Origin of the sequence: Gilliamella sp. B2969 (assembly GCF_026536195.1) — a bacterium.
Classification (GTDB): Bacteria; Pseudomonadota; Gammaproteobacteria; order Enterobacterales; family Orbaceae; genus Gilliamella.
In genome coordinates this window covers 1-16,755 of record NZ_JAFNOP010000003.1, presented here as the reverse complement: position 1 = coordinate 16,755, position 16,755 = coordinate 1, and the positions used below count along the sequence as shown (strand labels likewise).

Sequence of the window (16,755 nt, the reverse complement as noted above, 5' to 3'; positions counted from 1 at the left end):
ATCGACTTTTGTGCATATAGATTAATTGACATTGAGTATAAGCTATAAAATCACTGAATTTATAATATATAAAGACAGCGGCAAAATAATGCCGAAAAAACTGACAGAAGTAAAGACCTTTCTAATTTTTCTTTCCATTATAAAGCCCTTGCTCACAAATATAACGCCATACTTTGGGGGGTAATAAATTTTTACAACTTTGTTGATTATGAATATTTTCTCGAATTTCTGTCGCAGATATATTTTCTAAAGGGGTATGTGCAAAATAGATGTAACCAGCTGGAAAATCATGCAAATCGTCAATATTGGTTGTTTGATGTTGAGTGATAAACGCTTGAAGTTCATTGTCAGTCGTTTTTTCGGTATAACCTGGACGTCTACAAATAAGTAAATGACAGTAATTAAGTAGTATTTTCCAATCTTTCCAGGTGGGTAAATTTATTAAAGAATCTTGTCCCATGATAAAGGCTAGACCAGACTGATCACCATGTTGGTCACGCCACTGTTGCAGTGTTTCGATAGTGTAGGACGGTCGGGTTAAATTTTGTGGTAGTAATTCTCTGGTATCAATTGAAAATAACGGTATATCGCTTATAGCTAAATTTAACATAGCTAGGCGCTGTGCTATCGTTGCCTCAGGTTGCGGTTTATGCGGGGGAATATGGTTGGGTAATAAACTAATTTTCGTTAAGCCAACCTCTTTTGCGAGCGCAATTGCTGGGTAAATATGCCCATAATGAATTGGATCAAAAGTGCCGCCGAACAATGCTGTTAACATTTATTTAATCCCATAAATTGCATTGTTAAAGCCGATAGCGCATCCCACACTCGTAGTTGATTATCATGTTTCAAGCTGATTTCGATTTCAGTAAGTAGAGCTAGCGTTGAAAATAGATCTTTAATATCATTACGATTTAAATAATTGGTATACATTGCTCTTTTATTTTGCCAAATTTTATATTCATCAAAAATTTGTTTTAACGGTTTTGATGATAAGCCTTTTTTTAGATTGATGATCAAAATCAGCTCACGTTGAATAATTCGGAGTAATATTAATGGTTCAAAATCATTCATTTTTAATTGCTGTAAAATGTGGGTTGCTCGCTTTGTTTTGTGAGCAACCATTGCATCAATCCAGTGATATGGGGTAAATATGGTTGAATCATTAATATTACTTTCAACCTGATCATAAGTTATTGTTTGATTAGTATATAGTAACTTTAATTGTTCAATAATTTGCGTTAATGCCAGTAAATTTCCTTCGTAATAATAACAAAGAAGATCGATAGCTTCAGGTTCAACCACTATTTGCTTTTGTTGAAGATGATTTTTAATCCATTGTGGTAATAAAGCTGTGTCAGGCGTAGTACAATTGACGACGACTAAGTTATCGGATAATTTTTTATACCAAACTGCATTTTCTTGAGTTTTAGTAATTTTGGTTAAACTGATAATTAATGCAATATCAGGATTGAGTATTTCACTTAAACTATTCAGCTTTGAACTCGCCGCTGCATTGATTGTGTTTTCACCAAAATCTAAAAAAATAAGCGTATTGGTTGAAAACAGATTCATTGCATGACAACTATCATAGATAGGCTGCCAATCAGTTTGATTATCTATGTTAAATGTCAGTTGTTCATTAAAGCCAGCTTGTTTAAAAGCGGTTTTTAGCTGCGATTGGCTATAATATTGTAAATAAGGATCGTTGCCTAATAGTAAATAATAGGGCGATCCTAATTTTGTCGTAATTTGGTCTGCGTTGATTTTAATCATGTCAAAAAGTTAATTAACAGCATCAACCGATTTCAATTTACGAATAATTTGCTTAGCGGCTTGTTTATACATTTCATCTTCAATTAAATCTTGCTCGGTTGTTTTAGCAAGTGCTGCTGTTGGGTTATCAAAAAATGTACGGAAAATACGAACACTAATTGGGTATACCTTTTCACTCGCAACAATAACTTGAGCGTCAACATTTAAGACTAATTGATATTCCGCCGCCTTACCATCTTGGTAAATAGATATCGTACTACGATCAATGGACTCTCTTATAATATTTAAAGAGGGATAATTGTGTGATACATCATTGTTAGCTAATGTAACTTTATTATCCTTTAATAACTCTTTAATATTTCTTGAAAGCTGTCCATAAGGATCATAACTGATATAAGTCATCGTCTTAAATCGTGCTGGTATTTCAGTTTCATTTTGTAGATGAAAACCACAACCTGTCAATGATACTGCCATTAGTATAAATAAGGCTATATATTTTTTCATAAGTATTACCACCCATGTTTGAATTTTAACAGTATCAACCAACAACAAGATTTAATAATTTACCTGGTACATAAATAACTTTACGAATAGTAACGTCCGCTAAGTATTTTTGGATATTCGGTTCTTGTTTTGCTTGCGCCAATACCAAATCTTGATCAGCATCAGCAGGAACGGTAAACTTACCACGTACTTTACCATTAATTTGCACAACAATCAGTTTTTCATCTTCGACCATGGCTGACTCTTCAGCTATAGGCCATGTTGTATTATCAATTGTTTCACTATGACCTAAAGCTTGCCACATGACAAAACAAGCATGAGGCATCATTGGGTAAAGTAAACGAACAATCGCATTTAAAGCTTCATCCATAAGCGCATGGTCTTGTGCTGATTCTTGTGGTGCTTTTTGCAAACGATTCATAAACTCCATTACCGCAGCGATAGCAGTATTGAAGGTTTGACGACGACCAATATCATCACTGACCTTAGCAATTGTCTTATGTAATTCACGTCTTAATGCTTTTTGATCGGCATTTAAAGCATTAACGTCAAGTTTATCCACACTGCCTTTTTGTGCGTGTTCATAAACTAAACGCCAAACACGTTTTATAAAGCGATTGGCACCTTCAACGCCAGACTCTTGCCATTCAAGGGTCATCTCAGCCGGTGAGGCAAACATCATAAACAAACGTACAGTATCGGCGCCATATTTTTCGACCATTTCTTGCGGATCAATACCGTTATTTTTTGATTTAGACATTTTAGTCATACCGGCATGCACCAGCTCATTACCTTTGCTATCTACCGCTTTCACAATACGACCTTTTTCATCACGTTCGATTGTGACCTCAGTTGGCGATACCCAAATACGTTCATTGGTTGGGCTGGTATAATAAAACGCATCAGCTAACACCATACCTTGGCAAAGCAAACGCTTAGCCGGTTCATCTGATGATACTAGACCAAAATCACGCATTAACTTATGGAAGAATCTAAAATAAAGTAAATGCATAATGGCATGTTCAATACCCCCTACATATTGATCGACTGGCAACCAATAATTGGCAGCTTTTTCGTCCAACATGCCTTTGTCATAATGTGGGCAAGTATAACGAGCATAATACCAAGATGATTCCATAAACGTATCAAAGGTATCCGTTTCACGCAATGCTGGTTGTCCATTTACCGTGGTTTTTGCCCAATTAGGATCGGCTTTAATTGGACTGGTAATACCGTTCATTTCAACATTTTCTGGTAAAATAACTGGCAGCTGATCTTCTGGTGTAGGAATTGTGGTGCCATCTTCCAGTGTCACCATTGGAATTGGTGCACCCCAATAACGTTGGCGAGAAACCCCCCAATCACGTAGACGGTAATTAACTTTACGTTCACCAATACCTAACGCTATGAGTTTATCGGCAATGGCATTAAACGCTTGTTCAAAATCAAGGCCATTAAATTCACCCGAATTAAACAATATACCATGTTGAGTATACGCATTTTCGGAAAGATCCGGCGCTTTACCATCTTGATCTAAAATTACCGGTTTAATTGGCAAATTGTATTTACTTGCAAACTCATAATCGCGTTCATCATGGCCTGGTACTGCCATTACTGCACCGGTTCCATATTCGATTAAAACAAAATTAGCAATCCAAACTGGAACTTTATCGCCTGTTAATGGATGAATAGCAAAAAATCCTGTCGCCATGCCTTTCTTTTCCATGGTCGCCATATCGGCTTCGGCAGTTTTAGTATTTTTGCATTCAGCAATAAATTCAGCAATTTTGGTGTTATTTTGGGCTGCTAATTGCGCTAGTGGGTGTTCTGCCGCAACAGACACAAAACTCACACCCATTAATGTATCTGGCCGCGTAGTATAAACTCGTAACTTATCAGCATAGTTTTCAACCGCAAAATCAAACTCTACACCTTCAGAGCGGCCAATCCAGTTACGTTGCATGGTTTTAACTTGTTCTGGCCAGTTTTCTAATGTATCTAAATCGTTAAGTAACTCTTCGGCATAATTAGTAATTTTAATAAACCATTGTGGGATCTCTTTGCGTTCAACGGGGGTATTACAGCGCCAACAGCAACCTTCAACCACCTGTTCATTAGCAAGGACGGTCTGATCGTTCGGACACCAGTTAACAGCGGATGTTTTTTTATAAACTAAACCTTTTTCAAATAGTTTAGTAAAAAACCACTGTTCCCATTTGTAGTATTCAGGACGGCAGGTTGTCACTTCGCGATCCCAATCATAACCAAACCCTAATAACTGTAGTTGCTTTTTCATGTAAGCAATATTTTCATAGGTCCATTTAGCCGGTGCAGTATTATTTTTCACTGCCGCACCTTCTGCCGGTAAACCGAAAGCATCCCAACCAATAGGTTGTAAAACATTTTTGCCATTTAAACGTTGATAGCGTGAAATAGTATCACCGATAGTATAGTTTCGAACATGACCAAGGTGTAACCGCCCTGATGGGTAAGGTAACATTGATAAGCAGTAATACTTTTCTTTTGAGGGATCTTCGGTAACATGGAATGTTTTATTTTCTTGCCAATGTTGTTGAACTTTGGCTTCAATCTCATCGGGGCGATATTGTTCTTGCATGACGAATTAATGTCCTATCTATTATTGCTAATAAAAATAATTTGCTAATTGTATTGGTTATTGTCACGTTTTACAAACGATATGTGAATGTATGAATAGATTTATTAAAGGGGATAATTTAGGCAGCTCATTAATAATGATTAACAAACAGAGTAATTGCTAGCTGATAATCTTAGTGATGGGCGGGTAATTATCCCGCCTCTTACGGCTTTAGTTACCATTAAATACGCTGGTTAAGCGTGATAAAAATGAGCGCTGTTCTTCTTTAGGCATGTTTTCAAGATTTGCTTGTATAAGCGTATCGGTTTTTTGTGTTTCATTAGTCAAGCCTAGTTCATTATAGGCATCGCGCATTAACAGTAGACCTTGTTTAGTTGAATCCGTATCCGGAAATAACGCAATCATTTGGCTAACACGATTAATAACCGCAACATAAGCACCGCGCTGAGTATAATATTCCGCTATTTTAAGTTGGTATCTTGACAGTCTATTTTTCAAAAATACCAAACGTTTTTGTGCATCAGCGGCGTAAATACTGGTTGGAAAACTTGAAACCAGATAAGTAAAATCTTTAAAAGCAGCGGTAGCAAAGTCAGGATCTCGGTCTGAACGATCAACATTGAACCAACCTTGGATCATATTGTTGTCTTGAGCCATATTGGCTAAACCACGCATATAAATAACCCAATCGATATTAGGATGAGTCGGGTTTAATTTTAAAAATCGGTCAACCGACGCGATAACTAATGGGAAATTAGCAGATTTATAATAAGCATAAATTAAATCAAGTTGCACTTGTTGTGAATAAGGACCAAATGGATAATTTTTATCCATTGCCTCTAATATAGTGATACTGGATTTTATGTTACCACTTTCTAGCTCGGTTTGAGCTTTGTTGTGGAGTTCTAATTCTGATACATTTTCAACATCAGGCTTTGTTGTTGTGCAGCCAATTAACATGCCACTTAAAGCAATTGCTAACAAAGAGTGTAAACGTAGTTTCATTCAGTTCTCAATCCAAAATATAAATAAACATTAAAGTCTATGAATAGTATATAATACTCTAAAACATATCAGCTTAAAATAGATAAATTACATATGCTCGAGTTAAAATTATCAACAGAAATAGAACAAACACAACTCGGAATGCGTTTAGATCAAGCGTTATCCGAGCTTTTTCCTGATTATTCACGTTCAAGAATAAAAGAGTGGATTGTGAATAATAAAGTGACAGTCAACGGTATTATTGTTAATAAGCCTAAAGAAAAAGTATTAGGCGGCGAAAAAATTACCATTAGTGCAGAAATTGAGCAAGAAACATATCATCAACCTGAAAATATCAAATTGAATATTGTTTATGAAGATGATGATATTTTAGTTATTAATAAACCGCGTGATTTAGTTGTCCATCCTGGTGCGGGCAATCCTAATGGTACCGTATTAAATGCATTACTCTATCATTATCCAGAAATAGCACGAGTTCCGCGCGCCGGTATTGTCCATCGCTTAGATAAAGATACCACCGGTTTAATGGTCGTTGCCAAAACAATCATTGCACAAACACATTTAGTTGAATCGTTGCAATTACGTGAAATTACGCGGGAATATGAAGCCGTTGCCATGGGCATTATTACCGCAGGTGGGACGATTGATGAGCCGATTACACGTCATCCAACAAAACGAACACACATGGCGGTATTTCCAACGGGTAAACCCGCTGTTACTCACTATCGGGTAATGGAAAAATATCGGCTCCATACGCGCTTACGTTTAAGACTCGAGACGGGACGCACACACCAAATTCGTGTGCATATGGCTCATATTGCTCATCCACTAGTTGGTGATCCTCTATATGGTGGACGACCAAGACCACCAAAAGGTGCAAGCGAATCATTTATACAAACTTTACGCGATTTTGATAGACAAGCCTTACATGCTGCTATGTTACGGTTATTTCATCCTATTACTGGGGAGCAGATGGAATGGCATGCACCTATCCCAGAGGATATGGAAAAGTTAATTGTAGCGCTTCAAGACGATACCCAACAACATAAAGATGAATTAGATTGGTGAGGTGAGCATCATGATTAAATCGATTTCTCCTTATTGGCCAGCCCCGAAAAACATACGGGCATTTACCACCACTCGAAAGGGTGGGGTAAGCCTAGCGCCTTTTGAAAGTTTAAATTTGGGCAGTCGCACTGGTGATGATTTAGATCATGTTGCGGAAAATTGTCGGCGATTAATCAAAGCAGAACAGATTCCCAGTGAACCTTATTGGTTAAATCAAACGCATAGTACAGTTGCATTAGATATTACTGAAGTGGAATTGCAACCGGCTATCGGCATGATTGCTAATGATAGATTTGAAGCTGATGCGTCGTATACTCGGCAGGCTAAGCAGGTAAGCGTGGTGTTGACAGCTGATTGTATGCCAGTACTGTTTTGCTCGGTTAATGGCGATGAAGTTGCAGCGGCTCATGCTGGTTGGCGTGGACTTTGCAATGGAATTTTAGAACAAACTATTAAAAAGTTTTCATGTCCTAAAAATCAAATCCTCGCTTGGATGGGACCGGCTATTAGTGCAAAAAAATTCGAAGTAGGCGGTGAAGTGAAAGCACAATTTGAAGCAATTGATCCTCAAGCTGAACAGGCTTTTACATTGATTAACCAAACAGAACAAAAATACCTTGCTGACCTCTATTTAATCGCAAGACAAAGATTAACTGCCATGGGAATAAATAAGATTTTTGGTGGTAATTTCTGCACTTTTACTGAACAGGATTTATTCTTCTCTTATCGTCGTGAAAACAGAACCGGTAGAATGGCATCGATGATTTGGTTTGAAAATCCATAACCATCCCAGTTTTTCAAAAGCGGCAACATTCTGAAAAATTATAATAATAAGGTATTAACTAGATAGATGAAATTTGATAATCCTCAGCCAAAAACACGATAACAATTACAACAGAATTTCAAATCTGAAGATGTTTTTATGATTACCGAAAGCCCAATTGCTTTTAGCTTTTTTTAAACAAGATTGGCGATGAGCGTAAATTATTTGCCTTATAGGATGACGTTTAGGTGTGCTCATTAGCAGCAACCGTTTTAGCACATACAGCCAGGGCAAATCACACATTGGATAAAAAAATCGACAAAGTTTTAATAGAAAACTTGCTGACTCAGTCGTTAGTCGTTGCGTGCAAAATGCATTCGATGCTATCGAAATCTTTTGTAACAAAGTTTTTAATCAATACTGAAAATTCAAGCAATACTACATTTATTTCATTGAGTTAAATAATTTAAAAAAATAATTTATTCATCATTCGATATTCGCAAATTTATGGGTTTGAATACTAAGTAACCATTTATTTTCGCTACGCTGTTGATTTATTTTGCCGAGTAATTCAATGGTTTCAAACATGTTAAATTCACCATTGTTTTCACAAGGTGATAGATAGTAACGTTTGGCTTTGATATGTTTTTCAATATAGCGGCAAAAAGGTAAAAATTCAGGGTGGTTTTCTGCCACAATTCGCACTTCATCTGCGGTGGATTGAACAATTTTTTGATAGCGTGTTTGATAACAGAACTTCGGGCTTAAGGCAATATAATCGATTAATGAATCGATTTTACCTAAACCATTACTTTCAATTGCAATAAAATAATTAGCTTGCTTAAGTGGTGCTAACAATTCGGCTAATGCTTTTACCATTGTTGGTTCGCCACCAGTGATAATAATATTTTTACTTTGGTAACTTTTTACTTTAGCTAATATGTCCGCTAACGTATATCGTGTAAATTGACGGAAATTGGTATCACACCACTGGCAATTTAAATTGCAACCAGCAAAGCGAATAAAAATAGCTGGCATGCCTGTATTATAACCTTCGCCCTGTAGAGATTCGAAGATTTCAACAATGCGAAACTCTGTCATTTTTCGCCCCGATGATATTCACAATAAGAAGTGGGTGTTTCCCATAATTTAATCATCGAAACGGGTAGGTACTGTGACAAACAATCAAAAATAAATTTACTCATTGCTTCGGCTGTCGTCCGACAAGGAAAAGCAAAAGTTTTTCGATTCATTTCGTGTAATAAAGCCGCGATGCGACACTCATTTTCATTGTTTTGATTATAAAGGTAAGCGTGATCGAGTGGATCAACAATATGTTGCGTGACTGTTGCCTTTAGATCTGCGTAATCCATCACCATATCAGCACTTGAACCATCGGCAATAAGGTTACCACTAATCTCAACCAATAATTTATAAGTATGGCCATGAAGGTTGTGACATTTTTTATTATGCCCATCTAACATATGACAAGCATCAAATTGAAACTCTTTAGCTATTTTAAACATGTTAAATCCTAGTTTTTTTTCGTGGGATGGGTTACGAACCACGGTTAGATAATCTAACAACATTGGGGAAGCTAATATAAAATATTCCTAGTGTTTTGTCATTTAAAATCATTATTTTGAATAAACATGGTAATGATTATATTTTTTATATTAGGTAAGTAACTTAAATAATATTAGCAATATAGATGCCCCAACATTTTGTTGGGCAATTTAAAATTAATTGCCAAATCTCGTCAAACTTTATAAAAAATAGCGCTAAATTATACTTGGGTTAAAATTAAAGCGCTCATACATCAGTACATAAAATTCTATTTTAGAATTGAGGTTAGCTTTATGTTGTCGTATCAATAATTGATGTATCGAACGATTGTGGTGTTTTGTCTATTTGGTTAATTGGCAAAGATGTATCAAGTCGCATAGATTTTAATCTCGCTTTGCTTAATGATGATTATTCCTTTCTATACATTTTGAATTATTTTATGATAGTAATAATTCATGAAAATTGATGCGGCTGTAATGGTACAGCTAATCAACAAATTTTAAGACCAAATCTAGCCAGCTAAACGAATAATATTAACGTTTATTACTCAATTTTTTTAGTGTTTTCTTAGCTCGCAACTGGCGGTGAATGAGGTTATTTTTATTCGAAAGTAATTTCATGATTTTTAACTTTTACTTTGATTTTAATCATATAAAAAAATTTTTTTGTAGCTCTTGAAATTTACTCTTCCACACTTATTTAGTGATCATGCAAATGGTTTAAATGTTTTATGCATTTATACCAAATTTATTGCTCAGGAGAGAATAATATGAGGTTAGATAAACTCACTAACAAGTTTCAACAAGCTTTAGCTGATGCACAATCATTAGCATTAGGTAAAGATAATCAATATATAGAGCCGGTACATGTGTTATCAGCAATGCTTAATCAGGAAGGTAGCAGTGTCAAACCATTATTGGCAGCAGCGGGAGCGAATGTTGCTGCTTTGCAACAAGAATTAACCCAAGCAATTGATCGATTGCCACAAGTACAAGGTGTGGGTGGTGAAGTATTGCCTTCACAAGAGTTTGTTCGTGTATTAAATCTTTGTGACAAATTAGCGCAAAAAAATGGCGATAGTTATATTTCGTCAGAACTGTTTATATTAGCTGCTTTAGAAGAAAAAGGCAGTTTAGGTGATATTCTTAAAAAATCCGGTGTTACAAAAGACAGATTAAATCAGGCCGTCAGTCAAATAAGAGGAAGTGATAACGTGAACGATGCCAGTGCAGAAGATCAACGCGGCGCGTTGAAAAAATATACTATCGATTTAACCGAGCGTGCTGAACAAGGCAAACTCGATCCTGTAATTGGGCGCGATGAAGAAATCCGTCGTACAATTCAAGTATTACAGCGTCGTACTAAAAATAACCCGGTGTTAATCGGTGAACCAGGCGTGGGTAAAACCGCTATTGTCGAAGGACTTGCACAGCGCATTGTAAACCGTGAAGTACCTGAAGGTTTACGTAATAAACGTGTGTTGTCTTTAGATATGGGCGCATTAATTGCGGGTGCGAAATACCGTGGTGAATTTGAAGAACGTTTAAAAGCCGTTTTAAAAGATTTAGCCAAAGAAGAAGGGCGCATCATTTTATTCATTGATGAAATTCATACCATGGTTGGTGCAGGTAAAAGCGATGGGGCAATGGATGCAGGTAATATGTTAAAACCAGCATTAGCCCGCGGTGAATTACATTGCGTTGGTGCGACTACCTTAGATGAGTATCGTCAATATATTGAAAAAGATCCCGCTTTAGAGCGTCGATTCCAAAAAGTCTACGTGGCTGAACCAACTGTTGAAGATACTATTGCTATATTGCGTGGTTTGAAAGAACGTTATGAATTGCATCACCATGTACAAATTACAGATCCAGCAATTGTGGCAGCAGCTACATTATCACATCGTTATATTTCCGATCGTATGCTTCCAGATAAAGCGATCGATTTAATTGATGAAGCTGCATCAAGTATTCGTATGCAAATGGATTCAAAACCGGAATCATTAGATCGACTTGAACGCCGTATTATTCAGCTTAAACTTGAGCAACAGGCGCTTAAGAAAGAGTCTGATGATGCAAGTAAAAAACGACTTGAGATGCTAAACGATGAACTTGCTGAGAAAGAAAAAGAGTATGCGTCACTTGAAGAAGAGTGGAAGTCAGAGAAGGCTGCTGTTTCGGGTACTCAGACAATCAAAGCTGAGTTGGAAAAAGCACGTACTGAAATAGAACAAGCGCGCCGAGCTGGTGATCTTAATAAAATGTCTGAGTTACAATACGGCAAGATCCCTGAACTGGAAAAGAAATTGGCATCGGCAACACAGCTAGAAGGCAAAACCATGAAGTTATTGCGTAATAAAGTTACCGATAATGAAATTGCTGAAGTGCTTTCTAAATCAACGGGTATTCCTGTTTCAAGGATGCTTGAAAGTGAGAAAGATAAATTACTGCATATGGAAGATGCACTACATAAACGCGTGATTGGTCAAGACGAAGCCGTTGTTGCGGTAGCGAATGCAATTCGTCGTAGCCGAGCAGGACTTTCTGACCCGAATAAACCAATTGGATCTTTTTTATTCTTAGGACCAACTGGGGTAGGTAAAACTGAGCTTTGTAAATCATTAGCTAACTTTATGTTTGATAGTGAAGATGCCATGGTCAGAATTGATATGTCCGAGTTTATGGAAAAACACTCTGTGGCACGTTTAATTGGCGCACCTCCGGGATATGTAGGATATGAAGAGGGCGGTTATTTGACCGAAGCGGTAAGACGTCGTCCTTATTCTGTCATTTTATTGGATGAAGTCGAAAAAGCGCATCCGGATGTCTTTAATATTTTATTACAAGTATTAGATGATGGACGCTTAACCGATGGGCAAGGACGCACTGTTGATTTCCGAAACACAGTGATTATTATGACATCTAACTTAGGTTCAGATTTGATACAAGGTCATGTTGAATTAAGTTATGACGAAATGAAAGCATTAGTAATGACTGTTGTAACAAAACACTTTAGACCAGAATTTATCAATCGTATTGATGAAACAGTGGTATTCCATCCACTTGGTCAAGAAAATATCAAAGCGATAGCTAGAATTCAATTGGCTAATGTGGAAAAACGTTTGGATGAACGCGGTTATCAATTGGATATCTCTGATGCAGCGTTAGAGCAACTTGCTAAAGTTGGTTTTGACCCAATTTATGGTGCAAGACCATTAAAACGTGCAATTCAACAAGAGATTGAAAACCCATTAGCACAACAAATCCTATCTGGTAAACTTGTGCCAGGTAAAACCATTCATTTGGATTTAGTGGGTGATAACATTGAAGCTAAACAATAATCAATTTTGATTATTGTTGAAAATAATACAATGTGAGCATATAAAAAGCCTGAGATTATTTTCAGGCTTTTTTATTTATCAATTAATCATTATTGTTGAAAATAATTGAATTAAAGAGGACTGACTTGAAAAAATCTGAGGGTATATTCAGGCTCTTTTAATTTATCCTCTAAACGCATGCTTGATTCATCAATACAAGTATCACTATCTTTAAAAAAATTACCTGAGAACTTAACCTTCTGCCTTTTCTTTAAATTTGAAACTGTATCAAATAAACGGTGTAGCAGGTTTAATTAATGTCTTATGAAACGAATCTGAAATGGTTTATTCTAAATAGTAATATAAAAATTTTTTGCTATTTTAATTTTCAAAATACCACGAGTATTTGATTTAGAGGTAATAGATTATTGTTCCTATCGATGCTTTGACTGTTAAAAGGGTGACATTGATATACAGTTGTTCTGTTTTTTTCAATTAAAGCACTATTTTTTTGCCTATTATTATCCGTTTTGGGGTTTGATTAATAACCCCTAAACAAGCATTGATAAGCGCGGTTTGATTAACGGAATAGGGAAGTATCGATTCAGGATCTTTTCTATAATTAGCTATTTTATTGGTTGTTGATGCTCGATGTTGATGCTTTTTATATGGCGGGTGATAATTGGATTTTCACTAACCTTTATGACATCCTTCGTTGTTTATTAATGCTCAGCATCTTAGTAATTAATCTTGAATTTATTAATCATTTTGTAAAAGACTTGTTTGAGTGTGTTTTGATAAAGCTCAAAGCAAAAGTATTATTTAATCTTGCTAAATCCATCACAAAGCATCATACTAAATCATATTGATAAAATCTTTATTATTAGCATGAAAGGAAAAATATATGATTAAATTAATTATCAGTGATTTAGACGGGACTTTTTTAAACGAACAAGGTGATTACGATCGTAAACTGTTTGCTAAAGTGTATAAGCAAATGGCAAATGAGAATGTCCATTTTGTTGCGTGTACAGGTAAACAGTGTGAGCGTGTCGAGGAACTCTTTGGCGATTATAGTCAACATATTTGGATCGTTGGCGACAGTGCTACAGCGATTAAATTTAATGGAGAATTTGTCTATCGTTCCTTTTTAGCCAATGATTTAGGACAACGTATTATCAAAACATTGGAACAAGCCAGCACCAATCATGTCATCATTGCCTGTACAGCAAAAGGGGCAGTGATTCGATCGGATTTACCAGCAAGATTAAAACAAAAAGTTCGTGGTTCTTATGCTTCCATTATTGAAGTTGATGAACTGAGTTCAATTTCTGATGATTTTATTAAAATCACGGTCTATGATGAAACAGGTCAATGCCCTCAAACGCGTATGCATTTAACCCCTTATGAGGATAATGTCTATATTGTTGTATCAGAAGCAAATTGGATTGATATTACCGATTATGATGTACATAAAGGTACAACTATCAAGAAATTACAACAAATGCTTAATGTAACTACACACGAAACTATGGCATTCGGTGATGGTTATAACGATATTGAATTGTTAGAACAAGCGGAATATAGTTTTGCCATGCGTAATGCATTTGAAGAAACGAAAGCAAAGGCAAATTTTATAACGGGCTATAATACTGACAGTGCTGTTCTAAAAACAATTCAATTGCTATTAAATCTACAAGCAAAATAGCTAAAAAAGAGATTTGGTCGACCTTAGAGCGAATCTATTAGGCGACCTCTATTTGTAAATCAACCTGCTCAAAACCTTCAATTTTAGTTTCTCGACTGACGACAATGATATCGAGATCTTCACACTTTGCCACTTTATAACGAGCTATTTGTAACATTTTATCGGCTATTACAGCGGCGACAACTTCATTACTTTGGGCAATTACCTCTTTTTTAAAACAAGCATCTTCATAATAAACAGCACTTAATCCAGCTTGTGGATCAAGTCCACACACGCCGATAAATGTTTGATCAAAGACCATGTTACGGATCTGATTTACCGTATCTGCACCCAGGGTGCTGCCGGTTTGTGGATTTACTTTTCCACCAAGTAAAATAAGCTCCCCCTGAGTTCGACTACTAAGTAGTGAAGCGATTTGGGGGGAATTTGTCACAATAGTTAACTCAATATTTGTAGGAATATAACTTGCCATTGTCAAATAGGTTGAACCTGCGTCAATAAAAATACAAGAATTGGCTTTGATGAGTTGAGCGCATCGTTTAGCAACCGATGACTTTTCGCTAACGCTTTGTGTCATTCTGGTTTCAAAGCTTGCAGATTGTTTTAATTGGCTGACCGCACCACCATAAACACGTTTGCAGATACCATTACGTGCAAGTTTTTGTAAATCGCGGCGAATTGTATGTTCTGATACACCAAGTAATTTAATTAAATCGGCATTGACTACTCGACCTTTGTCTTGTAACAGCTGCTGAATATAAGATTGCCGTTGCTCAGGAAAAGCATCATAATCAATCATCTATCACTCCATCAATTAATTTACCTTTATCCCACGCCATATTCTTGTACAGTATATTATCTTCACCAATTACATTTGGATTTTCACGATTAATATTATTGCGGTTTAGTAAACAGGCATTATATTCGGCATCTAAACAATTTCGTTGGGTTTTGTTGTCAATATTAATGATTTGACAACGATTTTTTACAAAAATATATTGATAGTTTTTGTATTGATAAACACTTTCTATTTTAGTCTGGACCCTTTGTTGTTTATCATCCAGGTCATAACAATCTTTGCTACCTATGGCGGATTTGTCTTTGGGATTAAATTCTATATTGCTCCCCCATAAATGGGTTGGTGTAAATGCTCCCTTATCATTAATATAATAATCCAAGTTATCACCTTGCCTTGAACGGTATTTTTTAATAGCTAAATCAAGTATTCCATCAAAATTGATATCTTGTAAGTCGATGCTCATAAAACCATTATCACTATAGTTTAAATTTTCGATTTTTTGTAATAACTGATGGTTATTTTTCGCATAAACATTAATGCCAACTAACTTAATTTTATCCATTTTTTGTTTAGAAAAGACGGCAGTAAAATAGTGATGATCAGTTGACGCTAATTGTAATAATTCAACATTAGTAAATTGCGTATTACTGTCTTTATCTATCACTAATTGTTGAGAAAGTTTTACCGGATAGTGTTGATTATTACTGCCATTAAACCAATAACCCTCTAATGTTTGATCTAACAATGTTGTTTCTTGATTTTGTGTTAGATGAATATCATTAAAGATAAAATAATGACTTTGTTTTTTGGCTTTTATTTGTTGATTGTCAGGATCGATATAGAGATCGTGTGCATCATAAAGTTCTAAATTGGTTTGATGAGTTAACTGTGAGCAGGAATTATTTAATTCACATCCATAGTTTAATTTATGTTGTATCTGTTTAGGATCATCATCATAAACCCAAAAAGCTTGACTTATCGGCTCTAGATATAAAGTCATTTGTTTATCTGCTATATTACCTTTATAAACATAGATAGTGCTAAATGCCGGTGAAGATACCATCAATAATAAAAGTAATATTATTTTTTTCATGCTTTTTATCTCTTAAATAATGTTGATTATGTAACATTCCTTATAATAGGGTTATTAAGGAAGACGTTTTCATCAACATATTACAATCTAATTTAATAATTGTAATGTAAATCTGCTTTTATGCAAAAGGGTATAAACTAAATGAATTTATCTATATTTCAACTTAAAATCATTTTTTTAAATTTTTTTATTATGTTATCTCTGAATCTATCAAAGATAGTATTAAAATTAAACGTCTAGTGTAAAGACAAATGTCACTTTATTTGAGTGATAACTTAACAATTCTTTACTGAAAAGCTCATTACAAACTCAATTAACTATTCTAATATATTACGCTAAAAGTACTTTAGTATAAATTGGTACTAAAGGTTTAGAGCAAAATTAATTGATGATTAAATTAAACTCAATCATATGAATTTTAAAGAAAAAATTTAGATATTCACTACAAGGATTGGTAAAAATATGTTAAAATGTGGTCTTAATCGGGCATCGGGCATCGGGCATCGGGCATCGGGCATCGGGCATCGGGCATCGGGC

12 protein-coding genes, 1 pseudogene and 1 riboswitch are annotated in these 16,755 nt (G+C 35.5%); of the genes and pseudogenes, 4 read left to right on the top strand and 9 right to left on the bottom strand.

Annotated features, from left to right (window positions below):
• Positions 1 to 121 precede the first annotated feature (121 nt).
• The 5 genes and pseudogenes from nadD to bamD form a co-directional block, all read right to left on the bottom strand.
• Complete coding sequence (gene nadD, locus J3U66_RS03105; RefSeq protein ID WP_267347951.1) at positions 122 to 778, bottom strand: nicotinate-nucleotide adenylyltransferase; 657 nt, start codon at positions 776 to 778, stop codon at positions 122 to 124.
• Positions 772 to 1,776 carry a DNA polymerase III subunit delta gene (gene holA / locus J3U66_RS03100; protein WP_267347950.1) on the bottom strand — a complete coding sequence of 335 codons (1,005 nt, stop codon included), beginning with the start codon at positions 1,774 to 1,776 and terminating at the stop codon, positions 772 to 774. The genes nadD and holA overlap by 7 nt, the downstream gene beginning before the upstream one ends.
• A gap of 9 nt (positions 1,777 to 1,785) precedes the next feature.
• Positions 1,786 to 2,280 carry an LPS assembly lipoprotein LptE gene (gene lptE, locus J3U66_RS03095; protein ID WP_267347949.1) on the bottom strand — a complete coding sequence of 165 codons (495 nt, stop codon included), beginning with the start codon at positions 2,278 to 2,280 and terminating at the stop codon, positions 1,786 to 1,788.
• Positions 2,281 to 2,314: 34 nt separating this feature from the next.
• Positions 2,315 to 4,897, bottom strand: coding sequence for a leucine--tRNA ligase (gene leuS, locus J3U66_RS03090; protein WP_267347948.1), 2,583 nt, complete (start codon positions 4,895 to 4,897; stop codon positions 2,315 to 2,317).
• A gap of 282 nt (positions 4,898 to 5,179) precedes the next feature.
• Positions 5,180 to 5,902: pseudogene (gene bamD / locus J3U66_RS03085) on the bottom strand (outer membrane protein assembly factor BamD); the annotation flags it as partial.
• Between the two features lie 93 nt (positions 5,903 to 5,995).
• Here bamD and rluD point away from each other — a divergent pair.
• Together rluD and pgeF are read left to right on the top strand one after the other, a co-directional pair.
• Entirely contained in the window at positions 5,996 to 6,970 is a 975-nt protein-coding gene (gene rluD / locus J3U66_RS03080) for a 23S rRNA pseudouridine(1911/1915/1917) synthase RluD (protein WP_267347947.1), read from the top strand.
• A 13-nt stretch (positions 6,971 to 6,983) separates the two neighbouring features.
• The gene (gene pgeF / locus J3U66_RS03075; RefSeq protein ID WP_416379558.1) at positions 6,984 to 7,754 is read left to right on the top strand and encodes a peptidoglycan editing factor PgeF; all 771 of its coding nucleotides are present in this window, start codon (positions 6,984 to 6,986) and stop codon (positions 7,752 to 7,754) included.
• A 465-nt stretch (positions 7,755 to 8,219) separates the two neighbouring features.
• Here pgeF and J3U66_RS03070 read toward each other — a convergent pair whose 3' ends face one another.
• Both J3U66_RS03070 and queD read right to left on the bottom strand, forming a co-directional pair.
• Positions 8,220 to 8,834 carry a 7-carboxy-7-deazaguanine synthase QueE gene (locus tag J3U66_RS03070; RefSeq protein WP_267347945.1) on the bottom strand — a complete coding sequence of 205 codons (615 nt, stop codon included), beginning with the start codon at positions 8,832 to 8,834 and terminating at the stop codon, positions 8,220 to 8,222.
• On the bottom strand, positions 8,831 to 9,259 hold the full coding sequence (queD, locus tag J3U66_RS03065; RefSeq protein WP_267333068.1) for a 6-carboxytetrahydropterin synthase QueD: 429 nt from the start codon (positions 9,257 to 9,259) through the stop codon (positions 8,831 to 8,833). The genes J3U66_RS03070 and queD overlap by 4 nt, the downstream gene beginning before the upstream one ends.
• A 2-nt stretch (positions 9,260 to 9,261) precedes the next feature.
• Positions 9,262 to 9,307: riboswitch (PreQ1 riboswitch) on the bottom strand.
• Between the two features lie 761 nt (positions 9,308 to 10,068).
• Here queD and clpB point away from each other — a divergent pair.
• Positions 10,069 to 12,639 (top strand): ATP-dependent chaperone ClpB, encoded by a 2,571-nt coding sequence (gene clpB, locus J3U66_RS03060; RefSeq protein WP_267343859.1) that lies wholly within the window; start codon positions 10,069 to 10,071, stop codon positions 12,637 to 12,639.
• An 883-nt stretch (positions 12,640 to 13,522) separates the two neighbouring features.
• On the top strand, positions 13,523 to 14,326 hold the full coding sequence (locus J3U66_RS03055) for a Cof-type HAD-IIB family hydrolase (protein ID WP_267347943.1): 804 nt from the start codon (positions 13,523 to 13,525) through the stop codon (positions 14,324 to 14,326).
• Positions 14,327 to 14,363: 37 nt separating this feature from the next.
• On the opposite strand, the gene J3U66_RS03050 is transcribed toward J3U66_RS03055, so the two are convergent.
• Positions 14,364 to 15,125: a DeoR/GlpR family DNA-binding transcription regulator gene (locus J3U66_RS03050; protein ID WP_267333065.1), complete on the bottom strand. Its 762-nt coding sequence runs from the start codon at positions 15,123 to 15,125 to the stop codon at positions 14,364 to 14,366.
• Positions 15,118 to 16,218, bottom strand: coding sequence for a hypothetical protein (locus J3U66_RS03045; protein ID WP_267347942.1), 1,101 nt, complete (start codon positions 16,216 to 16,218; stop codon positions 15,118 to 15,120). The genes J3U66_RS03050 and J3U66_RS03045 overlap by 8 nt, the downstream gene beginning before the upstream one ends.
• Positions 16,219 to 16,755: the final 537 nt, after the last annotated feature.